Source organism: Pseudarthrobacter sp. MOO14, assembly GCF_058267675.1.
In genome coordinates this window covers 3,676,424-3,698,195 of the sequence record NZ_CM177849.1, presented here as the reverse complement: position 1 = coordinate 3,698,195, position 21,772 = coordinate 3,676,424, and the positions used below count along the sequence as shown (strand labels likewise).

Here is a 21,772-nt window from a genome sequence, read left to right as displayed (position 1 = left end):
TAGTCCCAGCCTAGTGTTACGGGTGGTTTCTGGGCAGGGCGGGCAGGCAGGAAAAGTAACGCCTGCGTGGCGCTGGCAAGCGTGCGTTGCCAGCAAAACAGAACGCGCTGCCCTCCGGCCGGGGTAACGGCGGAAGGGCAGCGCGCCCCGCTGTTCAGTGCTTACTTGGTGGGGCTGGACTTCGACTCGACCTTGACGGTGCCGGAGATGATGTCCTTCTTCAGCTGGTCCAGTTCGCCCTTGAGGTCCGCCGGCACGGCGGAATCGAGGTCGTGGAAGGGAGCCAGGGCAACACCGCCGTTTGCAAGGGTTCCGATGTACGGCGAGGCGTCGAATTTGCCGTCCTTGTCGTCCTTGATGACCGTCTCCACAGCGGTGGCCATGGTCTTCTGGACAGAAGAAAGGATCACGGACTTGTAGTCGGGGGCCGTCAGGTAGCCATCGGAGTCAACCCAGATGAGCTTGGCATCCTTGCCCTTGGACTTGGCGTCGAGGATCGCGCTGCCCGCGCCGCTGCCGACGGGTCCGGCCACGGGAAGGACGATATCTGCGCCCTGGTCGAGGAAGCCCTGGGTGAGGACCTTGCCCTTGTCCACCTGCTTGAAGTCGCCGACGAAGGTGCCGTCCTGCTTGTCCTTGTCCCAGCCGATGAGCTGGACGCTCTTGCCCTTCTTTTCGTTGTAGTACTTCACGCCGTCGGCAAAACCGTCCATGAAGATGGTGACGGTGGGGATGTTGATGCCGCCGAAGGTTGCCACCTTGCCGGTCTTGGACGTGCCTGCTGCCAGGTAGCCGGCCAGGAACGCGGCCTGGGCCGTGTCATAGACGATCGGCTTGACGTTCTTGGGGAAGGTGGGGTCGTTGTAGTCGATGATCGCGAAGTGGCTGTTCGGGTTGGCCGTCGCGATGGACTTGGTGGCATCGCCGAGCAGGAACCCGACGGTCACGGTGAGCTTGCAGCCCTGCTGGACCATGGAGCGGAGGTTGGGGTCGTAGTCGGTGTCAGCCTTGGACTGGACGTGCTTCTCCTTGATGCCAAGGTCCTTGACGGCGGCCTGCAGTCCCTCGTAGCCGGACTGGTTGAACGACTTGTCGTCGAATCCACCGGAGTCGGACACCATGCAGGCGGTGTAGTCCGAGGCGGTGGCTGAACCCGAGGGGCCGGACGCGGACGGGGCGGCCCCGCAGCCGGTCAGCAGCAAGGCGGACGCACCGAGGGTGGCCACACCGGCCATTGAACCGCGCTTGAAGCCGGCACGCAGTGATTTCTTCAATTTTCCTCCAGGGATGATGCGAGTGGCACTACGGGCTGAGATTCAATGAGTGTCCGTTTCGGCGCTGAAATTCTGTTTTCACTGAAGGCACGCAGCACTGCGCCGGAGCGCACTGATGGCACTTACTTTAGTGGCCTGCGCCACGTCCCCATAGCACGTCGGAAGCTGACCCCGAAGATTGTTTACAAGTTGTTACCAAGCAGTAGGGGCGCCTCCAAAGGAGGCGCCCCTACTGCTGATTGTTCTTTAGTTGTAAGCGCCGGGCTACAGCCGGACAAGCATCTTTCCGGTGTTCGCACCGTCCAGGAGATCCATGAACGCCTGCGGCGCGTTCTCCAGTCCGTCCACGATCGTCTCGTCGTAGCGCACGGTGCCGTCGGCCAGCCAGCCGGACATCTTCTCGGCAAACTCCGCCGCGTGCTGCCGCTGACCGCCTACCAGGAAGCCGCGGAGCGTCAGTTGCTTGCCGATGGCCTGCATCAGGTTGTGGGGCGCCGGAGTCGGTTCGGTGGAGTTGTACTGCGCGATGGCACCGCACATTGCCACCCGGCCGCCGACGTTGAGGACTGCCAGGGCCGCCTCGAGGTGTTCGCCGCCGACATTGTCGAAGTAGACGTCGATGCCGGCTGGGCCTGCGGCCTTCTGCAGCTGTTCCAGCACGGGGCCATCGTGGTAGTCGAAGGCCGCGTCGAAACCGAGCTCCAGCAGCCGGGCCACCTTGGCCGGCGAACCGGCGGAGCCGATCACGCGGGCGGCGCCCATGGCCTTGGCGATCTGGCCAACCAGGGAGCCCACCGCACCGGCGGCACCGGAGACGAACACGGCGTCCCCCGGCTTGAATTCGGCGACCTTCAAGAGGCCGGAGTAGGCGGTCAGCCCGGTCATGCCCAGGGCGCCGAGGAAGGCGGATGCCGGGGCCAGGTCAGTTCGGGCCGGGGTGGCTGCAGCGCCGTCAACCACGGCGTACTCCCGCCAGCCGAGGGAATGCACGACGACGTCGCCCTCCTTGTGTGCCGACGAACGGGACGCGACCACCTCGCCTACCGCGCCGCCGTCGAGCGCCTTGCCCACGGCAAACGGCGCGGAGTAGGACTTCACGTCATTCATCCGGCCCCGCATGTAGGGGTCGACCGACATGAAGAGGTTCCGGACCAGGATCTGGCCGTCCTCGAGGGCGGGCAGCGGGGACTCGGCGAGCTCGAAGTTATCGCTGGCAGGACGGCCCACAGGGCGCGAGGCCAGGCGGATTTCACGGGTGCTGGTGGCAAGTGCGGTGCTCATGCTGCGTACTCCAAAATCTTGATGTCGACGGTGATGTTGCCCCGGGTGGCGTTCGAGTAGGGGCACACTTCATGCGCCTTGGCCACCAGTTCCTCGGCGGTGGAAAGGTCCAGCGCCGGGAGGGCGATTTCCAGTTCGGCGGCAAGCCCGAAGCCCGTTCCGCCGTCCAGCTGTCCCAGGTGAACTTTCGCCGCAACGGCCGAATCGGTGAGGTCGGCGCCTGCCTTGCGGCCCACCAGGCGCAGTGCGGAGTGGAAGCAGGCGGCGTACCCGGCGGCGAAAAGCTGTTCAGGGTTGGTCCCGCGGCCGCTGCCGCCCAACTCCACGGGGCTGGCCAGGTCCACGGCCAGCTTGCCGTCATTGCTGCGTGCAGTGCCGTCACGGCCTTCGCCGGAGGCAAGCGCCTCGGCGGTGTAGAGAGTCTTCACGAAAAATGTCCGTCCTGTAGGTGGGATGGTGCAGGGTGGCGCGCCGCTTAGAGCGACTGGTGCAGTGCGGCCGTGAGCTTGCCCAGGGTGGCGCGCAGTTGTTCGAGCTCTCCGTGCGAGAGCCCTGCGGCGTCAGCCAGCCGCTGCGGGATGGCCCGGGCCGGGACGCTGAGTTCCCGGCCTGCCGTCGTGAGGTGAATGGCAACGCGCCGTTCGTCCTCGCCTGACCGGCGGCGTTCCACGAGCCCCAGTGCTTCCAGCCGCTTGAGAAGGGGCGACAGGGTCCCCGAGTCCAGCCCGAGCTCCCCGCCAAGTTCCTTGACCCCGCGGGGCTCGTCCTCCCACAGCACCAGCATCACCAAGTACTGCGGGTAAGTGAGCCCCAGTTCATCCAGCACTGGCCGGTACACGGCGGTGGCGGCCCGGGAAGCCGAATACAAGGCAAAACACACTTGGCGGTCCAGGCGGGGAGCTTCGGTCATGAGAAAACAATAGCCCACAATTAGATTGTGCACAACTCAACTGGACTCACGAGACCATCCCGTTGACCGTCGTCGTGATCCACCAGCGTTACCGGCGCCGGCGCAAACAAGCCGCCAAGGCACGGACGCGGCGTGGACGGTGTGCGGGGCGGCTACAGCGCGGGCGGCTGCTCGATGTCCCTGATGGTCCTCAACGCTGCCGCGGTGAGCACGCGGATCCCCAGGCCCAGCGATCGCTCGTCCAGGATGTAATCGCCGCGGTGGAGGTCGTAGTCCTCCCCGCCCGGCGTCTTGGTGCCCAGGCGCATCATGGCTCCCGGAAGTTCCGCAAGGAACCAGGCAAAGTCCTCGCCACCCATGGATTGCGGGGTCAGCACCACGGCGCTTTCGCCGATCTCTGCGCGCGCAGCCGCCTCGATAATTGCCGTTTCGTGTTCCGAGTTCACCACGGGCGGCACTCCCCTGGTGTGCTCCAGGTGGACGTCCACCCCATACGGCGCGGCCACCTGGTGGACCACCTCGTCGAGGAGTTCGCCGGCGGCGTGCCAGGCGTCACGGTCCAGGCAGCGCATGGTTCCGGCCATGTAGCCCGAGCCGGGAATGGCATTGGGCGCCGATCCGGCGGTGATCTGGCCCCACACCACGGACACGCCACTGCGGACGTCCACCCGGCGGGACAGGACGGCCGGAACGTTGACGGCGATCTGGGCAAGCGCGAAGACGAGGTCCTCGGTGAGGTGCGGTCGGGACGTGTGGCCGCCGCGGCCGGACAGTTCAATCCGGATGGTGTCCGAGGCCGAGGTGATGGCGCCAATCCGGGTTCCGACCTTGCCCACTTCGATGCGGGGGTCGCAGTGCAGCGCGAGGATCCTGGGAACTCCCTCCAGCACGCCCTGCTCAATGCACGCGTGCGCCCCGCCGGGCATGGTTTCCTCAGCGGGCTGGAAGATGATCCGCACCGTCGCGCCCAGGGGCGATTCCTGGTGCATGCGCTGCAACACCAGGGCAATACCCAGCATGGTGGTGGTGTGCACGTCGTGGCCGCAGGCGTGGGTGACGCCGTGGTTCTTGGACGCGAAAGCCAGGCCGGTTTCCTCGATGATGGGGAGGGCGTCGATGTCACCCCGCAGCGCGGTGGCGATGGGGCCTTCGCCGACGTCCACGGTCAGGCCGGTGCCTTCGAGCCGGCGGGGGCTCAGCCCAGCGGCCTCCAGCCGCTCCGCAAGCTTGTCGGTGGTGCGGAACTCCTTGAAGGAAAGCTCCGGGTGCGCATGGAGGTCCCGCCGGAATTCGATCAGTTCCGGCAGGAGCGGTTCAAGCCACGGCGCCACCAAGGCGGTGGGCTCGGCTTCAGTAGTGTAATTGCGCACTGTTTTACTCTAGCGATCACGGCCCCGATAAGGGCCATTCACTGACGCCCCGTTACAACGTGAACCTGCCGGCGCCGTGACGCGCCGGCAGGTAGGGCGATCAAAGGACGTCCGTGTCCCCGCTGGCCTTGAGGGCGTCGACCGCTGCCTTGACCCGCTGGGAGTTGGCCATGGTGGTGACCAGCAGCGCGTCCGGCGTGTCCACGATGACCACATCCTGGATACCGATCAGGGCGATGACGCGCTTGGTGTCCGTGACCACCACACCGCTTGAGTTCTCCGTGAATACCCGCGCTCCTTCGCCCAGGACGGTGACGTCGTCCACTTCCTTGGCGCTGTTGAGCCGCCCGACGGAGGCAAAGTCGCCAACGTCGTCCCAGCGGAAGGTCCCGGGCACGACGGCGACGTCCCCGGCTTCGGCGGCGGGCTCGGCCACTGCGTAGTCGATGGCGATCTTGGGCAGGGTGGGCCAGATCCGGGCAGTGACCTCGTCGCGTTCGGGGGTGTCCCAGGCCTGCGCGATTTCCTGCAGGCCCTTGAACAGCTCCGGCTGGTTGGCCTCGAGGTGCTTGAGCATCAGTGCCACGGGGGCTACGAACATGCCGGCGTTCCACACGTAGTCACCGCTGTCGACGTACTGCTGGGCCACCACTTCGTCGGGCTTTTCGACGAATTCCACCACATCGTGGGCGCTCGGAGCTCCGTCGATGTGCAATTCCTTGCCGGAGCGGATGTACCCGAACCCGGTGGACGGGTGCGTGGGCTTGATGCCGATGGTCACGATCTTGCCGGCCGCGGCGGTATGGATTGCCTCCCGGACGGCGTCCTGGAAGAGGTGGTCCGGGCTGATCACCTGGTCGGCGGCGAAGGACCCCATGATGGTGTCCGGGTCCCGCGCGTGCAGGATGGCTGCGGCGAGGCCGATCGCCGCTGCGGAGTCCTTGGGCTCCGATTCCAGGACAAGGTCCGCGTCCTGGACCTCGGGAAGCTGGCGGCACACGGCGTCGCGGTGCGCTTTTCCGGTGACCACCAGCACCCGGCTGCCCGCGAGCGGGTGGAGCCGGTCGTAGGTGGCACGCAGCAGGGTGCTGCCCGATCCTGTGAGATCGTGAAGGAACTTGGGAGCTGCTGCTCGTGACAGGGGCCAGAGGCGGGTCCCCACTCCGCCTGCCGGAATCACCGCAATGAAGCGGTCAAGGGGTGAGGCCGGGCTTGTCACTTTGTCTGTACTCATCACCGCTACTTTAGCTGACGGCCCACGGCCGGCGGCGGCGGCCCGCCACGGGCTGTCCACCGGCGCGCTCCGTCATCGCATGGCCCAAATCACCGCATCCGTGTGGCGTTCGTCTCATTCTCGCCGAAAAACCGCTCCAGCACTGGTCTCCAAGAATCTCCTAAATTGAATAAGCTGTAAGCGAAGCCTAGATTTAGGCCTGAGCTACGAGTGCTCTCGCAGCAGGCGTTCCCCCCGCATGGATCTCATGCCAGCGCCGCTGTGTTGCAGGGAGGTTTATCAGTGCCGACAAAACCAGCTGGCACCTTGTACCGCGGCCGTGAAGGCATGTGGTCCTGGGTAGGACACCGCATAACCGGTGTAGTGATCTTTTTCTTCTTGTTGGTCCACGTCCTGGACACCTCCTTGGTGCGTGTGTCGCCGGAGGCCTACACCGCTGTGATCGGCGCCTACAAGAACCCGCTGATGGCGCTGGGCGAGACCGGGCTTGTGGCCGCGATCGTGTTCCACGCCTTCAATGGCTTGCGGATCATCGCGGTCGACTTCTGGAAGAAGGGCGCCAAGTACCAGCGGCAGATGCTGTGGGCAGTCCTGGCCCTCTGGATCGTGACCATGCTTGCGTTCTCCATCCGCCACCTGTCCCTCGCCCTCGGAGGTCACTAAGCCATGACTGCAACCATCGAGAGCCCCCGCAGCGGCCGGGTAGCTCCCCAGTACCGCCGCAGCGGCGGTTCGCGCGGCAACTTCGAGATGATCGCCTGGCTGTTCATGCGCCTCTCCGGCGTGGTGCTGGTGGTCCTCATCTTCGGGCACCTGTTCGTGAACCTCATGGTCGGCGAAGGCATCCATGCCATTGACTTCGGTTTCGTCGCCGGCAAGTGGGCGGACCCGTTCTGGCAGTTCTGGGACCTGGCCATGCTGTGGCTGGCAATGCTGCACGGCACCAATGGCGTGCGGACCATCATTAACGACTACGCCGAAAAGACGGGGACGCGGCGCTGGTTGAAGACCGTCCTCTACGCAGCCGCCGTGGTCATCATCCTGCTGGGCACCCTGGTGATCTTCACCTTCAACCCCTGCCCCGTTGTGGACGGCGTGGCCCTTCCGGGCGGATTTTGCCCTGCCTAGTCCAGGCACAACCCCGGGCCCGCGGGCTTACCCGCGGGCCCTGTTTTGCGGAGCAGGCGAAGCCGCCCCGTTGTTTGATAGCGAATTTTGAGAGAAAGAGCGTCTGGTATGCAGGTCCATAAGTACGACGTCGTCATCGTCGGTGCCGGTGGCGCTGGCATGCGCGCCGCGATCGAGTCCGGTCAGCGCGCGCGCACAGCAGTACTGACCAAGCTCTACCCCACCCGCTCGCACACGGGTGCGGCGCAGGGTGGCATGTGTGCAGCCCTTGCCAATGTCGAGGAAGACAACTGGGAATGGCACACGTTCGACACCGTCAAGGGCGGCGACTACCTGGTTGACCAGGACGCTGCAGAGGTCATGGCGAAGGAAGCCATCGACGCCGTGCTGGACCTCGAGAAGATGGGCCTGCCGTTTAACCGCACGCCCGAGGGACGCATTGACCAGCGGCGCTTCGGCGGCCACACCCGCGACCACGGCAAGGCTCCCGTGCGCCGCGCCTGCTACGCCGCAGACCGCACCGGCCACATGATCCTGCAGACCCTGTACCAAAACTGTGTCAAGCACAACGTTGAGTTCTACAACGAGTACTACGTCCTGGACCTGCTGACGGTCGAAGAGGATGCTGTCCGCGAGGACGGCACGCCCTACAAGCAGAAGCGTGTGGCCGGCGTCGTGTCCTACGACCTCGCCTCCGGTGAACTGCACGTCTTCCAGGCCAAGTCCGTGGTCTTCGCCTCCGGCGGCGCCGGCAAGGTCTTCAAGACCACCTCGAACGCACACACCCTCACGGGTGACGGCATGGGCATCGCCTTCCGCCGCGGCATCCCGCTGGAGGACATGGAATTCTTCCAGTTCCACCCCACCGGCCTTGCCGGCCTCGGAATCCTGCTCTCCGAAGCAGCCCGTGGTGAAGGTGCCATCCTGCGCAACTCCGAGGGTGAGCGCTTCATGGAGCGCTACGCTCCCACCATCAAGGACCTGGCGCCCCGCGACATCGTGGCCCGCTCCATGGCCAACGAAGTCCGTGAAGGCCGCGGCTGCGGTCCGAACAAGGATTACGTGCTCCTGGACCTGACCCACCTGGAACCGGCGCACATTGACGCCAAGCTCCCGGACATCACCGAGTTCGCCCGGACCTACCTGGGCGTGGAACCGTACACCGAGCCCGTACCGGTGTTCCCCACGGCCCACTACGCCATGGGCGGTATTCCGACGAACATTCAAACCGAGGTACTGCAGGACAACGACACCGTGGTGCCGGGCCTCTACGCCGCCGGTGAAGTGGCATGCGTGTCCGTCCACGGTTCCAACCGCCTGGGCACCAACTCCCTGCTGGACATCAACGTTTTCGGCAAGCGGGCCGGCGTGGCCGCCGCCGAGTACGCGAAGACTGCCGACTTCGTGGAACTGCCGGAGAACCCGTTGGCTTACACCACCGAGCTTCTGGACATTGCCCGCAACGGCACCGGTGACGAAAAGGTTGCCCAGATCCGCAAGGAACTGCAGGACACCATGGACGCCAACATGCAGGTGTTCCGTACCGCCGATACCCTGAACCAGGTGCTGCGCGACATCGCCTCCTTCGAGGAGCGGTACAAGCGCATCAACGTCCAGGACAAGGGCAAGCGGTTCAACCTGGACCTGCTCGAGGCCGTTGAGCTCGGCTTCCTGCTGGAACTGGCCAAGGTGATGACCGTGGCTGCCCTGCACCGTGAGGAATCCCGCGGCGGCCACTTCCGCGAGGACTTCCCCGAGCGTGACGACGAGAAATTCATGAAGCACTCCATGGCGTACAAGGATGACCATGCGCCGGCCGACGGATCGGCGGAATCAATCGCCGGCATCCGCCTCGCCACCAAGCCGGTTGTCTTTACCCGCTACGAGCCGATGGTGAGGAAGTACTAAGATGACCGCTGAAATCGCTGAGCCAGCCTCAAAGGTTGAACTGCCTGCCGGCGTTGGCGGGGGCGGGGAAATCCCCACGTTCGATGTCCACCTGCGGGTCCGCCGGTACAACCCGGAGGTTTCCGAGGAAGCCACCTGGGACGACTTTCACCTCACCATGTACGGCACGGACCGTGTCCTGGACGCCCTGCACAAGGTGAAGTGGGAGACGGACGGTACCCTCTCCTTCCGGCGCTCCTGTGCCCACGGCGTGTGCGGTTCCGATGCCATGCGCATTAATGGCCGCAACCGCCTCGCGTGCAAGACCCTCCTGAAGGACCTGGATACGTCCAAGCCCATCACGGTGGAGCCCATCAAGGGCCTGCCGGTGGAGAAGGACTTGATCGTGGACATGGAGCCGTTCTTCCAGTCATACCGCGAAGTCATGCCCTTCCTGATCAACAAGGGCCACGAGCCCACCCGGGAGCGCCTGCAGTCCGCCGAGGACCGTGAACGCTTCGACGACACCACCAAGTGCATCCTGTGTGCTGCGTGCACGTCCTCCTGCCCGGTGTTCTGGACGGACGGGCAGTACTTCGGGCCCGCCGCGATCGTCAACGCCCACCGTTTCATCTTCGATTCCCGTGATGACGCCGGCGACATGCGCCTGGAGATCCTGAACGACAAGGAAGGCGTGTGGCGCTGCCGCACCACCTTCAACTGCTCAGAGGCTTGCCCCCGCGGCATCCAGGTGACCCAGGCCATCGCAGAGGTCAAGCAGGCCATCCTCGCCCGCAAGATCTAGCAGGTCCAACAACAGCAAGAACGGCCGACGGCGTCACTCACCACATGTGGTGGGGGCGCCGTCGTTGTTTCTCCCCACCCGTCCCCTGACCGTGCACGCCTGGCCCGGGAACCCGGCGGGCGTGGGCGCACAGCCATTCCTACCAAGCGAAAGGGAACAGCATGTCCCGCTCCGAAAAAGTATCCTTCGCAGGCTCAACCGGTGAGACGCTGTCCGGAATAATCGACGTCCCGGAAGGCGCGGTCAAGGGCTGGGGAGTCTTTTCGCATGGGTTCACGCTCGGCAAGGACAGCCCGTCCGCGTCCCGGATGTGCAAGGCACTGGCGGACAGCGGCATTGGCATGCTGCGGTTCGACAACCTTGGCCTGGGCGGCTCGGCCGGCGAATGGTCCGCCGGCTCGTTCAGCCACAAGGTGGCCGACACGGTGAAGGCCGCGGAGTTCATGCGTGCGGAGGGGAAGGAAATCTCCTTGTTGGTGGGCCATTCCTTTGGTGGTGCCGCCGTGCTGGCGGCCGCACGGGAGATCCCCGAGCTCGACGCCGTGGCGACGGTGGGCGCGCCCTTCTCCCCCAAGCATGTGGCACATGTCTTTGACGCCGCCCTGGACCGGATCCTCAGCGAGGGGAGCGCCGAGGTGGACCTGGGCGGGAAGCGGGTGGAGATCCGCCGGCACTTCGTGGAAGACCTGGAGAACGCCGACTTGACTGACTGCATCCGGCAGCTGCACAAACCGCTGATGGTGCTGCACTCCCCCACCGACAACACCGTGGGGATCGAGAACGCCAGCACGATTTTCCAGACCGCCCGGCACCCGCGCAATTTCGTCTCCCTCGAGGGTAGCGACCATCTGCTGACGGGCAAGGGCCAGGCCGCCCGCGCGGCCCGGATCATCGCGGCGTGGGCCGACCAGTACCTCGACGCATGAATCACGCCCCGTTCCAGGGAGCGCCCGGGCACCGGGACTATTTGCCGATGGCAGCCTTGCTCTCGCTGATCCACTGCTCGGCGGCCTTGTCCGGCGCCAGCCTCTTGAACAGGACATCGGTGTTGATCCGGGCCGTGATTTCGGAGACGGCCGTCGAGCCGGTGGGTCCGATGTACGTCGGGGCAAAGTCCATCTTGCCGATCTGGTTGATGTAGTCGGCCTCCACCTTCCCCTGCGGCGTGAGCATGTCCTTGATGGCGTTGCGCATGTCGGCGTTACTGGGAACGCCCCGGTCGCTCTGGATGATTTTGGCCGCCGACTGGTCGTTGACCAGGAAGCTCACGAGCTTTGCCGCCGCGTCAGCGTGCTTGCTGCGGGCCGAGATGGTGTAGAACTGCGAGGACTGGAGCCAGATGCCGGGCGTGGGTTTTTCACCCGGGAGCTTGAGCAGCTTGAGGTCGGCGCCGGATGCCTTGCTGAGGGCGGACAACGAGTTGCTCCAGGTCAGCATCATGGCCGCTTTGCCCATGCCCAGAAGGGTTTGCTCGGTGCTGACGTTGAGCTTCTCGACGGTCTCGGAGGCGCTTGGGGCCGCCCCGGTTTCGCTCAACTTCAGTGAGTAGTCGAAGTAGTCCTGGACCGTTTCCTTGCCGAGCCCCAACTGGCCGTCCTGGGTGTAGAGCGATTCACCCCGCTGGCGGGCGAAGGCGTCCAGGGAGTCGTGGGTGAGCACGGTGGCGGTTCCGTAGGTCCCCTTGGGGCTGTGGGCCGTGACATCCGCCGCGATCTTCGCGAAGTCGTCCCAGCTCCAGGAAGTATCGTCCGGCAGCGGGACTCCCGCCGCCGAGAACACCGCCGGATTGGCGACGATCGCCAGGGCATTGGCACCGGTGGACACCCCGTATTGCTTGCCCTTGACCTGACCGTTTTCCAGTGCGCCCTGGTCCATCTTTGACAGATCCAGCGGGCCCTTGACTGTGGCCAAATCCAGCAGGGCACCCCGGTTGGCATACTCCGCCGGATAGGCGCCACCCATGGTGATGACGTCGGGAGCATCATTGGCGGCCACCTGGGTGGCAAGCTTGTCGAAGTATCCGCCGATGTCGCCGTACTCCGGCTTGACCTTGATGTTCGGGTTGGCCTTCTCGAATTCGGCGATGGCCTTGTTGGTCAGGTCGGCGCGGCCTGCGTTGCCCCACCAGGAGAAACGGATTTCGACAGGGCCGTCCTCAGGCTTGTTGGATGGGGTACTGGAGCATGCCGCGGTGAGGCCAAGGAGTGCCGCGGCCGTGAGGATGGCAGTTGATTTACGAAGGGTTCGGATAACTTTTCGCGTCATTGGGCAAGCTTCTTCCGAGATGAGAAAGCGATTTCGTGAAACGTATCAAAGGCCTGCTTCCGACGTCAAGGGCTCATTCCCACCCGAATGTGCACCATGGCTTCGCCTGCCAATGCCGTGAGTTTCTGACGCGCATATCGCGTACCAAGGGTTGACAGTGGCCCCGGCGCGCCGCAAGGATAAAGGCGGGAAAACGTTTTCTAACTCTTCGCCTTTCCCGCACCACGCCTTTCCCGCAGGGTAAGTTACCCGGTCAGGCGGCTTGTCGTAACGGTGCTTTACCCCCGCATTCCCGCATTCCCCAGGAGGCCGTTCAGCGTGCACAGCCAAGGCACCACCGACCGCGCGGTGACGCCCAAAGCCTCGCCGGGCAGCACCGCGCCCATCGACAGGAGGGCCTTGGTCACGAGGCACAACGTCAGCCAGCGAACAGTGGACCCGCGAAGTCCGGTGTCGGTGGGCAACGGCGAGTTTGCCTTCACAATGGACCTGACCGGCGTCCAGACCTTCCCGACCGACTATCCGGTGGGTGCCCGCGACGACGCCCTCCCGCCCGGGACACTCCTCGGTACGCAGTCCCAGTGGGGCTGGCATTCCCGTCCCGCCGAGGAACCCTACGGACTGGCCGGCTCCACCGTTTCCTACGATTCCCCCCGCGGGCCTGTGCCCTACGTGGACATGGTGGGAGACATCGTCAACGACCGCGAGACCGGCACCTCGGCCGCCGAAACATGGCTGCGGGCCAATCCGCACCGGCTGGACCTGGCACGCATCGGCTTCATGCTGGCGCCAGGCTCAACCGAACAGGCCATCAGCCGAACAGACCTGGCAGGCACCGTGCAGACCCTCGACCTGTGGACTGGCACCGTCCACAGCCGCTTCACCCTTGGTGGCCGTCCGGTCGACGTCCTCACCGCATGCCATCCGCGTCGCGATGAACTGGGCCTCCACGTGGAATCACCCGCCCTCCACGAGGGGCTGGTGCTCTGCATTGATTTCCCCTACGGATCCGAGGCCTGGCACAACGCCGCCGATTGGAGCCGGCCCGAGGCCCATACCACCACCCTCGGGAAGCCTGTCGCGTCAGAGGTCCATCCCGGCTCGACAACGTGGACCATTCACCGCGAACTGGACAACGCCCGCTACCGGATGGTGGTCAGCGGCAGCGGACTCGTCGTGGAGCAAACGGGCAGGCACCGGATCCGGATCAGCACATTGCCCGGCGGCCCCGGCGTACTCGACGTCGCGCTGGCCTTTGTACCCGCCGGCGACGGCGACTGTATCCCGCGACCCGGGGATGACGCCCTCCTGCCAACGGACCTGCCGCCCGGAGACGCAAAGGCCAGTGCCGCCGTCGGGCCCCTCCCCGGCAGCAACAGCCCCGGCAACGGCATTGCCGCTGCCTCCGCGGCCCATTGGGAGGGGTTTTGGACCACGGGCGCCGCCGTGGAACTGGGTGCGACCGGAGACGCCCGCGCCAAGGAACTTGAGCGCCGCATTGTCCTCTCCCAGTACCTGACGGCGGTCAACTGCGCCGGCTCCCTCCCGCCCCAGGAAACCGGGCTCGTCTGCAATTCGTGGCGCGGACGGTTCCATCTGGAGATGCATTGGTGGCACGCTGCACACTTCGCCCTCTGGGGCCGTTCGGAACTCCTGCTGCCGTCCCTGCGGTGGTACGCCACGGTCCTCGAAACATCGCGGCAGACGGCGAGGGCCCAAGGGTTCGACGGCGTCCGCTGGCCCAAGCAAGTGGGCCCGGACGGGCAGGAGAGCCCCAGTCCGATCGGCACCTTCCTTCTCTGGCAGCAGCCGCACCCCATCTACCTGGCAGAACTTGTCTATCGCGCCAACCCCTGCAAGCAGATCCTGGATGAGTTCGCGGAGATCGTGTTCGAGTCGGCCTCGTTCATGGCCAGCTTCGCGCACCCCACGGCGCGCGGATTCGAATTGGGGCCGCCCATCGTACCGGCCCAGGAAAGCTACGGCCCGATCCGGGCCTCCGTCACGAATCCCACCTTTGAACTGGCGTACTGGCAGTGGGGCCTCCGGACCGCCGCCTCATGGCGGGAACGGATGGGCCTGGAACCTGTGGCGGCGTGGCAGGACGTTGCGGGAGGACTCGTTCCGCCGCGGGTCATCGACGGCGCCTACGCAGCGATAGACGTGGAGCCGTTCACCATCAGGACCGACCACCCGTCAATGCTGTGCGCTTTGGGGGTCCTGCCGCGGACGGACCTCATTGACGAAGACATCATGCGGGCCACGCTGGCCGATGTCCTGGCCGGCTGGGATTGGGAAAGTACCTGGGGTTGGGATTACCCGGTCATGGCCATGACCGCTGCCCGCCTGGGCGATCCGGAGGCCGCTGTGGACGTCCTTTTGCAGGATGCGGGCAAGAATACGGTCCTGCCCAACGGGCACAACCGCCAAACCGATTCCTTGCCGTTGTACCTGCCCGGCAACGGCGGCCTCCTGGCCGCCACAGCATTGATGGCTGCCGGATGGGACAACGGCCCCGACCATCGCTCCCCCGGTTTCCCGCCGGGCTGGACGGTGCGGTGGGAAGGGCTGCTGCCCTTTCCCTAGGTGCCCGTTCGCCCGGGTCAGGTTTGGGGTGTCGCCCGGCGGGCACCAAGGATCGTCTTGCGGGGCTTGCCGCCGGACGCGAGGTCGGCCTCGCGCACCGCTGACCACCCTGCGGAGACGAGGTAGGCCTGGCTGACCAGGTTGAACCAGATGAGCAGGCCGATGATGATGGCAAACGGCGCCAGGATGGGGTTCCGGCTGGCTCCGCCCAGCAGTTCCGTGCTGAAGATCTGCAGCACGGTGGTGCCCACGGCAGCAAGGATGGTCCCCTCGAGCAGGGCCTGGCGGGAAAGCTTCAACCCGGCAGCCAGCCGGAACATGATCAGCGCGGTGACCCAGTTCAGGACCAGTGGCACCACAATCTTGACGGACGTGGTCAGCGGGCCGGCCAAGGCGTCACTGAGATGCAGGAAATCGGCAACCCAACCTGCGGCGGTGCCGAACACCAGCGATGCGCCAGCGCTGATCACCAGCGCCACGCCCAGCAGGAGCAGGGTCCCGGCGTCGCGCAGCTTGAGCAGGATGGGATTGACCACCAGCGGAGGCAACTCAACAATCCCGCGGAGTCCGTCCCGGAGGCCGTTGATCCAGCCGAGCGAAGTAACCACGGTGACCACGGCGCTGATCACGGCCGTCCAGCCCAGTCCGCTGGGATCCAGCAAGTCCTTGGGGTCCACCAGGCCATCGCCGCCATTGACCTTCAACAGACCCGGGGCGCTCCTGGCCACGCTGCTGATGATGGTGTCCAGCAAGGCCGGCTGGCCGCGGAGTACCAGGCCGGCCACGGAAAAGCCGGTGGCCAGCAGGCCCGTGATGGAGAAGAACATGTTGAAGCCGATGCCCGCGCTCATCAACGGTCCGTAATGGAGTCCGTAATGCCTGAATGCCCGCATGGGCCGCACGACGTTCAGCCGGGCAGTGAACAACTGTATCCACGCCATCAGGGCAGGAACCTTGCCGCCGGAGCGGCGCGCCTTATGCCAGTCGCTGCGTTTCTGGATGACGTCCAGCTTCAGCCGGGCGATTTCAGTAGGCAGGGGCTGCTGGTCAGCCGGCGTCCGTTGCGGTGTTCGCGGCAGCGTCCGTGAAGGGGGTGCCGGCGTCGTTGTTAGTTTCGGTCCCAAAATCCAGCTCTTCCCTTAGCTGCCAGATGCCGTCGGCATCATGCTCATAGAGTCCCATGCTAACCACGGGGAAGGTTGCCTTATAGTTCTTTAGTGCCGTTTCGGCCTCGTCCAGGCTTTCCGGGGCGACGTCGTGGGCAATCGTGACGTGCGGATGGTAGGCGAACGGCAGCTCGCGGTGCAGTGGACCCTGCTGCAGCCTGCGGTGCAGATCCACGCAGTGTTCGAACCCGTCCTCCACTTTGATGAAGACAACAGGCGAGACTGGGCGGAACGTTCCCGTCCCGGCGATGGTGACCGTGAAAGGCCTTTGGCAGCGGGCAACCTCGCGGACGTGCTGTCGGGTTGCCTCCCAATCCTGCGTGGGCGTGGTGGTGATCAGGGTTATGTGCGCCGGTATCACTCCGGCCATCGGGTCCCCAAATGACGCGCGCCAGCGCTGCAGCTCCGCGGCAATCTCGTCCGGGAAACCCAGGATGACGCCCACGCTGACGTCTTCGGTCCCGGCCGCGCCGCCTTCCGCCACGGCATCCTGGCCGGGCTGGTCCTCGTAACGGTTACGCCGGGTCCGCTCCGCCTCGCCGGCAGAGCACGCGCTTCCCCTGGCGGTAGCGTTTTTCGAAGACATGGCGCTAGCGGACTCCAGCGAGGGTGAGGGACGGCAGGAAGCCCATGCGCTCGTACACCCGTGCGAGGGTGACCGAAGCGATCTCCCGGGCCCGGTCGGCGCCCAGGGCCAGCAGCCGGTCGAGCTCGGCGGGATCAGCCATGAGCTCGTTCGTGCGGTTGCGGATCGGTGTGATGAAATCCACCACCACCTCGGCGAGGTCCACCTTGAGGTGGCCGTACATCTTCCCCTGGTACTCGGCTTCCAGCTCGGTGACCGTTTTGCCGGTGAGGGCGGAGTAGATGGTCAACAGATTGGACACACCGGGCTTTTCCTCGGCGTCAAAGCGGATCTCCGTTCCGGCGTCGGTGACAGCGGACTTGATGCGCTTGGCTGCGATCTTGGGATCTTCCAGCAGCTGGATGGCACCGTTGGGCGACTCACCCGTCTTGGACATCTTGGCGCTGGGGTTTTGGAGATCGTAGATCTTGGCGCTTTCCTTGACGATCGTTGCCTCGGGCACAGTGAAGGTCTGGCCGAACCGGGTGTTGAAACGCTGGGCCAGGTTCCGGGTCAGCTCAAGGTGCTGGCGCTGGTCCTCGCCAACGGGCACGAGGTCGCTCTGGTACAGCAGGATGTCGGCCGCCATCAGCGTGGGGTAGGCGAACAGGCCCAGCGTGGCGGAATCCGCTCCGGACTTCTGGGTCTTGTCCTTGAACTGGGTCATCCGCGACGCCTCGCCGAAGCCCGTGATGCAGTTCAGGGCCCAGGCAAGCTGCGCGTGCTCGGGCACATGTGACTGGACGAAGAAGATGCTCTTGTCCGGGTCGATACCGGCGGCGATGTACTGGGCCGCGACGATGCGGGTCCGTTTGGCAAGTTCCCCGGGCTCAAAGTCCACCGTAATGGCGTGCAGGTCCGGGACGAAGAATACGGCGTCGTACTCCGCCTGCATATCCACCCAGTTGCGCACGGCTCCGATGTAGTTGCCCAGGTGGAGGGAATCGGCGGTCGGCTTGGCGCCGGAGAGTATGCGCTTCTTGGCTGGCTGGGAAGTCTGGCTGGTCATGGAAGAACTTTCGGGCTCAGAGCTGGTAGTCCACTACCAGCGGGGCGTGGTCGGAGAAGCGGGTGTCCCACGAGGCGGCACGGTCGACGACGGCGGACAGGGCACCGGACGCCAACCCTGCGGTGGCCAGGTGGTAGTCGATGCGCCAGCCGGTGTCATTGTCGAAGGCCTTTCCGCGCTGCGACCACCAGGTGTAGGGGCCGTCCATCTCGCCGGACAGGTTCCGGTGGACGTCGTGCCAGCCGATTTCCTCGCCCAGGAAGCGGTCGAAGTATGCGCGTTCCGCCGGCAGGAAACCGGCCTTCTTCACGTTGCCCTTGGCGTTCCGGATATCGAACGGTGTGTGGGCGACGTTCAGGTCTCCCACCACCAGCGCATGGTCGCTGTGCTTGGCCAGCTCCGGCAGCCGGGTGATCATGGCGTCCAGGAAACGGAATTTGTCGTCCTGCTTTGGCGTCCCCACCTCGCCCGAGTGCACGTAGGCGCTGGCTACGGTGAGCTGGACGGGGTTGCCGGCGGCATCCGGGTACCGGAAGTCGGCCTCCACCCAGCGCCCGGCCGTGGCAAAGTAGTCGTCGCCGATGCCGTTCCTGGTGGCGAGGGGTTCCTGCCGGGACGCGATGGCGACGCCGGCACGGCCTTTCGCTTCCGCTTCGGCGTGCAGGATATGCCAGTCATCCCCGAGCAGCTGCCGGACGATCGCGTCAGGGGCGCGTACCTCCTGCAGGCAGAGAATGTCCACGTCCCGCGGCTCAAGCCACGCCGCCATCCCGTTCTTGTAGGCAGCCCGAAGGCCGTTTACGTTGACGGATGCGATGCGAAGGTGGTCCTTGTTCAATGCCGAGCTCACCCGCTCCACTCTAGTCGATGATGGTTCCGGCGACCGGCTCTCCGCTGCCGCCGGAGGACTTGATCATGTCCCGGGCGTTGGTGGCTGTGATCTCGATGGTCTCCAGGGCACGGTTGATGGTGTCCTGGTTGGCGGACGCACCCTTGGCGCGCTCGTCTTCCACCACGCGGACCTGCACCTGGACGATCTTGAAGGAGTGGTCAAGCTTGAGGTCACGTACTTCGTCAGCTTCGGAGCGTTCGTAGATCACGCGGGTTCCGCCGTGGTCGGCGGAAGCGGGCGCGGGAGCGCGGCCGGTGGCGGTGTTGAAGGCGCTCTGCGCCTCGGTGAGCCTTGCCCCCGCCTTCCTGGCGGCCCGTTGGATGCTGAAGACCACGAACGCTGCCAGCGCCAGCCAGAAGCCGGCAATGATGGCAACAACCCAACCCACGACGTCGTTCTGGTTTGCCGCAAAGAGGACGGCAACGATGAACGCCGTTACCAGGACCATCAGGCCCGGCCCGCTGATGCGGAACATCGAAAAGCCGCCCCTGGCGGGTTTGGAGGATGACGGTGAGCTGCCCAAAGTTCGCATGCAGCCATTGTCTCAAATGGCGGGCAGTGCTCCGGCCGTCTTCCACCCCGGGCGAACAGGGGCTGCTACCTGAGGAAGAGGCTCCGCAGGCGGAGGGTGGTCAGGAGCATTCCGACGGCGGTCATGGCCAGGTAGTAGCCCACGTGCAACGGTGTGGCGGCCGTGAAGCTTCCCACGCTGATCTGCCGCAGCAGTTCCACCCCGTGCCACAGCGGCATGGCCTGGATGAACCACTGGATGGGCCCGGGGTAGACGCTCAGCGGGTAGAACGTGGCGCTGAACAGGAACATGGGCAGCAGGATGAAGTTGATCCAGTCCATTTGTTGGAATGTCTTGAGGAAGCTGGTGATCCCCATGCCGAGGCTGGCGAAGCCGAAGGCAATCAGCACCGAAGCCGGAATCATGAGCAGCGCCCAGGCCGTGGTAATCAGCCCCATGGCTCCCATGACGGCGGTGAAGCCGGTGGCGTAGAGCATGCCCCGCAGCAGGGCCAGGAAGATCTCCCCCACCGCAACGTCCAGGGGCCCCAACGACGTGTAGAGCATGCCCTGGTAGAGCTTGGCGAAGTTCATTTTGAAGAAGACGTTCCAGGTGGAGTCGTACACGGCGCCGTTCATCGCCGACACGGCAAGCAGGGCAGGGGCGATGTACGCCGCGTAGCTGATGGAAGTCCCGTCGGGTCCGCGGACGTCTCCCACGATGGCACCCAGGCCCACCCCCATGGACACCAGGAACAGCACCGGTTCGAAGAATCCGGACACCATCACCAGCCAGTTGGTGCTGCGCGTGGCCATCAGTCCCCGGGAGACGACGGCCTTTGCATTGCGCGAGTACAGCGGCCCGAACGTCCGGTTGCGCGCCGCCTCGGTGACGCTGGCGGCGCGGCCTGAGACGGCGCTCATTGGCCCATCCTCAGGGCAAAGCGGCGCCGGGTCAGGAGCCATCCCATCGTAGCAAGTCCGCCGAGGACGGCGATGTGCAGGATGGTCAGCAGTGGCGCTTCGTGGTAGCCGAAGCTGAGTACCCGGCCAAGTTCGGTACCGTGCCAGATGGGCGAGATCCATCCGACCCAGCGCACTGCCGGCGGGAGGTTCTCGAGCGGGAAAAATGTCCCGGAGAAAAGGAACAGCGGCATCACGATGAACCGCATCACCAGCGCAAACTGGCCCTTGTCTTCCGTGATCGACGCGGAGTAGGCCATCAGCGGAAGCCCAAAGGCAAGGCCCGTCAGGGCGGCCACCAGGATCCCGGCCCAGCCCCAGCCGGACGGCGAGGCGCCGAACAGCGCCACGGCGGCGAAGTAGATGGCAGACTGCAGCAGCAGGCGCAGTGTTACGGCCATGATTTGTCCTGCCGCGATCTGCTGTGGAGTCAGCGGTGACGCGTGCGGCCCGTAGTAGATTCGGCGCCACTTGAAGCCGTCCATGACGGGGAACGTGAACTCGTTCGCGGCCGTCATCACGGCAGCGGAGACCAGCAGCGCCGGGGCGATGAAGGCCAGGTAGGACACGCCGCCGAACGCCGCGTTGCCGGAGTCCACCAGGGTGGCCAGGCCCACGCCCATGGCAAACAGGTACGCCACGGGCTGGCCCACGCTGTACATCACAATGGACCAGGAGTACCCCTTCATGACCCGGAGCACCTGCTCCGCATAGTAGAAGGCGCCCCAGCGCCGGGCCTTGGCAGCCGAGATGTCGGGCCGGTGCGCCCTAAGGGCGGACTGCGGAGCGGCCAGTGGTTCAGTCAACGAGGCTCCGCCCGGTGAGCCGGAGGAAGACGTCCTCCAGCGAGGACCTGCGCACCAGCGACGTCAGCGGCCTCAGGCCGCGGGCCGAGACCTGCTCAAGGGCAGACTCGCCGTCGTGCGCGTACATCAGCACCCGGTCCGGCAGGACTTCGAGGCGGTCACCTATGCCTTCAAGCCGGGACGCGATGGCTGCGTTGCGTTCCGAGCCAAAACGCAACTCCACCACTTCCCTGGTGGAGTGCTCGCGGATCAACTGCGCCGGTGACCCTTCAGCCATGATCCGGCCTTTGTCCACGACGATCAGCCGGTCGCAGAGCTGTTCGGCCTCATCCATGTAGTGGGTGGTCAGGATCAGGGTGACGCCTTGTTCCTTGAGCCGGAACAGCCGGTCCCAGAGGATGTGCCGCGCCTGCGGGTCCAGGCCCGTGGTGGGTTCGTCAAGCAGCAGGATCCTGGGCTCGTTGATGAGGGACCGGGCAATCGTCAGGCGCCGCTTCATGCCGCCGGAGAGCGCGTCCACCTTGGACTTGGCTTTGTCCGTCAGCTGCGCGAACTCCAGCAGTTCGTCGGCTTTGGGCTTCAGGTAGCTCATGGGCAGGCCAAAGTAGCGGCCGTAGACCAGGAGGTTGTCGCGGACGCGCAGTTCTTCGTCGAGGTTGTCCTGCTGCGGCACCACGCCCAGGTGCGCGCGCACTTCCGGCCCGTGCGTGTCCGGGTCCAGCCCCATGATGCTGAGGTTGCCCGAGGTGCGCCGGGTGACCCCGCCGATCATCTTCATGGTGGTGGACTTGCCTGCCCCGTTCGGACCCAGCAGCCCGAAGGACTCCCCCGCCGGAACGCTGAAGGTGATGCCGTCCACGGCCGCCACATCGCCGTACGTCTTGGTCAGGTTCTCTGCGGAGATGACCACTCCGGATGGCCGATGCGCGGTCATGGTGCCGGAGGGCAGGATGGCTTCGTTGTGCACCTGTGCAGACTAGTTGAGGTGCGGCGCATGTGGAAGTGCGCTTGCAGTTTCGTTATAACGGCGGACGGCGGCACGGCGCCTTTCCTGCGAAAGG

The 21,772-nt window shown here is 65.3% G+C and carries 21 protein-coding genes; 6 read left to right on the top strand and 15 right to left on the bottom strand.

What is annotated here, in order from left to right:
- Nucleotides 1–161: 161 nt before the first annotated feature.
- The 6 genes from AC4EEV_RS17115 to AC4EEV_RS17090 form a co-directional block, all read right to left on the bottom strand.
- Nucleotides 162–1,274 (bottom strand): BMP family lipoprotein, encoded by a 1,113-nt coding sequence (locus tag AC4EEV_RS17115; RefSeq protein WP_109863483.1) that lies wholly within the window; start codon nucleotides 1,272–1,274, stop codon nucleotides 162–164.
- Nucleotides 1,275–1,538: 264 nt separating this feature from the next.
- Complete coding sequence (locus AC4EEV_RS17110; RefSeq protein ID WP_491329560.1) at nucleotides 1,539–2,555, bottom strand: NADP-dependent oxidoreductase; 1,017 nt, start codon at nucleotides 2,553–2,555, stop codon at nucleotides 1,539–1,541.
- Nucleotides 2,552–2,983, bottom strand: coding sequence for an organic hydroperoxide resistance protein (locus AC4EEV_RS17105; RefSeq protein WP_109863485.1), 432 nt, complete (start codon nucleotides 2,981–2,983; stop codon nucleotides 2,552–2,554). The genes AC4EEV_RS17110 and AC4EEV_RS17105 overlap by 4 nt, the downstream gene beginning before the upstream one ends.
- Before the next feature lie 47 nt (nucleotides 2,984–3,030).
- Nucleotides 3,031–3,465, bottom strand: coding sequence for a MarR family winged helix-turn-helix transcriptional regulator (locus AC4EEV_RS17100; RefSeq protein ID WP_018761923.1), 435 nt, complete (start codon nucleotides 3,463–3,465; stop codon nucleotides 3,031–3,033).
- A gap of 152 nt (nucleotides 3,466–3,617) precedes the next feature.
- Nucleotides 3,618–4,835 (bottom strand): amidohydrolase, encoded by a 1,218-nt coding sequence (locus AC4EEV_RS17095; protein WP_109863486.1) that lies wholly within the window; start codon nucleotides 4,833–4,835, stop codon nucleotides 3,618–3,620.
- Between the two features lie 100 nt (nucleotides 4,836–4,935).
- Nucleotides 4,936–6,069: a mannose-1-phosphate guanylyltransferase gene (locus AC4EEV_RS17090; RefSeq protein WP_026264626.1), complete on the bottom strand. Its 1,134-nt coding sequence runs from the start codon at nucleotides 6,067–6,069 to the stop codon at nucleotides 4,936–4,938.
- Nucleotides 6,070–6,396: 327 nt separating this feature from the next.
- On the opposite strand from AC4EEV_RS17090, the gene sdhC reads away from it, so the two are divergent.
- The 5 genes from sdhC (at nucleotide 6,397) to AC4EEV_RS17065 (ending at nucleotide 10,815) form a co-directional block, all read left to right on the top strand.
- On the top strand, nucleotides 6,397–6,732 hold the full coding sequence (sdhC, locus tag AC4EEV_RS17085) for a succinate dehydrogenase, cytochrome b556 subunit (protein ID WP_026264627.1): 336 nt from the start codon (nucleotides 6,397–6,399) through the stop codon (nucleotides 6,730–6,732).
- A 3-nt stretch (nucleotides 6,733–6,735) separates the two neighbouring features.
- On the top strand, nucleotides 6,736–7,197 hold the full coding sequence (locus tag AC4EEV_RS17080; protein ID WP_018761927.1) for a succinate dehydrogenase hydrophobic membrane anchor subunit: 462 nt from the start codon (nucleotides 6,736–6,738) through the stop codon (nucleotides 7,195–7,197).
- Between the two features lie 108 nt (nucleotides 7,198–7,305).
- A complete protein-coding gene (sdhA, locus tag AC4EEV_RS17075) occupies nucleotides 7,306–9,105 on the top strand; it encodes a succinate dehydrogenase flavoprotein subunit (protein ID WP_018761928.1) in 1,800 nt (599 codons plus the stop codon).
- 1 nt (nucleotide 9,106) lies between these two features.
- Entirely contained in the window at nucleotides 9,107–9,889 is a 783-nt protein-coding gene (locus AC4EEV_RS17070) for a succinate dehydrogenase iron-sulfur subunit (protein WP_018761929.1), read from the top strand.
- 161 nt (nucleotides 9,890–10,050) lie between these two features.
- A complete protein-coding gene (locus tag AC4EEV_RS17065; protein ID WP_018761930.1) occupies nucleotides 10,051–10,815 on the top strand; it encodes an alpha/beta hydrolase family protein in 765 nt (254 codons plus the stop codon).
- Between the two features lie 37 nt (nucleotides 10,816–10,852).
- On the opposite strand, the gene AC4EEV_RS17060 is transcribed toward AC4EEV_RS17065, so the two are convergent.
- On the bottom strand, nucleotides 10,853–12,154 hold the full coding sequence (locus AC4EEV_RS17060; protein ID WP_491329559.1) for an ABC transporter substrate-binding protein: 1,302 nt from the start codon (nucleotides 12,152–12,154) through the stop codon (nucleotides 10,853–10,855).
- Between the two features lie 318 nt (nucleotides 12,155–12,472).
- On the opposite strand from AC4EEV_RS17060, the gene AC4EEV_RS17055 reads away from it, so the two are divergent.
- A complete protein-coding gene (locus AC4EEV_RS17055; RefSeq protein WP_491329558.1) occupies nucleotides 12,473–14,740 on the top strand; it encodes a hypothetical protein in 2,268 nt (755 codons plus the stop codon).
- Between the two features lie 17 nt (nucleotides 14,741–14,757).
- On the opposite strand, the gene AC4EEV_RS17050 is transcribed toward AC4EEV_RS17055, so the two are convergent.
- The 8 genes from AC4EEV_RS17050 to AC4EEV_RS17015 form a co-directional block, all read right to left on the bottom strand.
- Nucleotides 14,758–15,681 (bottom strand): YihY/virulence factor BrkB family protein, encoded by a 924-nt coding sequence (locus AC4EEV_RS17050; protein WP_196803324.1) that lies wholly within the window; start codon nucleotides 15,679–15,681, stop codon nucleotides 14,758–14,760.
- 106 nt (nucleotides 15,682–15,787) lie between these two features.
- Complete coding sequence (locus AC4EEV_RS17045; protein WP_018761935.1) at nucleotides 15,788–16,492, bottom strand: 2'-5' RNA ligase family protein; 705 nt, start codon at nucleotides 16,490–16,492, stop codon at nucleotides 15,788–15,790.
- Nucleotides 16,493–16,496: 4 nt separating this feature from the next.
- Nucleotides 16,497–17,540, bottom strand: coding sequence for a tryptophan--tRNA ligase (trpS, locus tag AC4EEV_RS17040; RefSeq protein ID WP_018761936.1), 1,044 nt, complete (start codon nucleotides 17,538–17,540; stop codon nucleotides 16,497–16,499).
- Between the two features lie 16 nt (nucleotides 17,541–17,556).
- The gene (locus AC4EEV_RS17035) at nucleotides 17,557–18,390 is read right to left on the bottom strand and encodes an exodeoxyribonuclease III (RefSeq protein ID WP_026264634.1); all 834 of its coding nucleotides are present in this window, start codon (nucleotides 18,388–18,390) and stop codon (nucleotides 17,557–17,559) included.
- A gap of 10 nt (nucleotides 18,391–18,400) precedes the next feature.
- A complete protein-coding gene (locus AC4EEV_RS17030; RefSeq protein WP_026264635.1) occupies nucleotides 18,401–18,964 on the bottom strand; it encodes a hypothetical protein in 564 nt (187 codons plus the stop codon).
- Nucleotides 18,965–19,029: 65 nt separating this feature from the next.
- Nucleotides 19,030–19,866, bottom strand: a complete 837-nt coding sequence (locus AC4EEV_RS17025; RefSeq protein ID WP_491329557.1) for an ABC transporter permease — start codon at nucleotides 19,864–19,866, stop codon at nucleotides 19,030–19,032.
- Complete coding sequence (locus AC4EEV_RS17020) at nucleotides 19,863–20,711, bottom strand: ABC transporter permease (protein WP_491329556.1); 849 nt, start codon at nucleotides 20,709–20,711, stop codon at nucleotides 19,863–19,865. The genes AC4EEV_RS17025 and AC4EEV_RS17020 overlap by 4 nt, the downstream gene beginning before the upstream one ends.
- Entirely contained in the window at nucleotides 20,704–21,645 is a 942-nt protein-coding gene (locus tag AC4EEV_RS17015; RefSeq protein WP_206073950.1) for an ABC transporter ATP-binding protein, read from the bottom strand. Before AC4EEV_RS17015 ends, AC4EEV_RS17020 begins: the two co-directional genes overlap by 8 nt.
- Nucleotides 21,646–21,772 lie beyond the last annotated feature (127 nt).

Bases quoted from the DNA above. Each gene is read 5' to 3' on its own strand.
- AC4EEV_RS17110 (WP_491329560.1), bottom strand. From the start codon at position 2,555: ATGAGCACCGCACTTGCCACCAGCACCCGTGAAATCCGCCTGGCCTCG.
- AC4EEV_RS17100 (WP_018761923.1), bottom strand. From the start codon at position 3,465: ATGACCGAAGCTCCCCGCCTGGACCGCCAAGTGTGTTTTGCCTTGTAT.
- AC4EEV_RS17090 (WP_026264626.1), bottom strand. From the start codon at position 6,069: ATGAGTACAGACAAAGTGACAAGCCCGGCCTCACCCCTTGACCGCTTC.
- sdhC (WP_026264627.1), top strand. From the start codon at position 6,397: ATGTGGTCCTGGGTAGGACACCGCATAACCGGTGTAGTGATCTTTTTC.
- AC4EEV_RS17080 (WP_018761927.1), top strand. From the start codon at position 6,736: ATGACTGCAACCATCGAGAGCCCCCGCAGCGGCCGGGTAGCTCCCCAG.
- sdhA (WP_018761928.1), top strand. From the start codon at position 7,306: ATGCAGGTCCATAAGTACGACGTCGTCATCGTCGGTGCCGGTGGCGCT.
- AC4EEV_RS17070 (WP_018761929.1), top strand. From the start codon at position 9,107: ATGACCGCTGAAATCGCTGAGCCAGCCTCAAAGGTTGAACTGCCTGCC.
- AC4EEV_RS17065 (WP_018761930.1), top strand. From the start codon at position 10,051: ATGTCCCGCTCCGAAAAAGTATCCTTCGCAGGCTCAACCGGTGAGACG.
- AC4EEV_RS17060 (WP_491329559.1), bottom strand. From the start codon at position 12,154: ATGACGCGAAAAGTTATCCGAACCCTTCGTAAATCAACTGCCATCCTC.
- AC4EEV_RS17050 (WP_196803324.1), bottom strand. From the start codon at position 15,681: ATGGCGTGGATACAGTTGTTCACTGCCCGGCTGAACGTCGTGCGGCCC.
- AC4EEV_RS17045 (WP_018761935.1), bottom strand. From the start codon at position 16,492: ATGTCTTCGAAAAACGCTACCGCCAGGGGAAGCGCGTGCTCTGCCGGC.
- trpS (WP_018761936.1), bottom strand. From the start codon at position 17,540: ATGACCAGCCAGACTTCCCAGCCAGCCAAGAAGCGCATACTCTCCGGC.
- AC4EEV_RS17030 (WP_026264635.1), bottom strand. From the start codon at position 18,964: ATGCGAACTTTGGGCAGCTCACCGTCATCCTCCAAACCCGCCAGGGGC.
- AC4EEV_RS17025 (WP_491329557.1), bottom strand. From the start codon at position 19,866: ATGAGCGCCGTCTCAGGCCGCGCCGCCAGCGTCACCGAGGCGGCGCGC.
- AC4EEV_RS17015 (WP_206073950.1), bottom strand. From the start codon at position 21,645: ATGACCGCGCATCGGCCATCCGGAGTGGTCATCTCCGCAGAGAACCTG.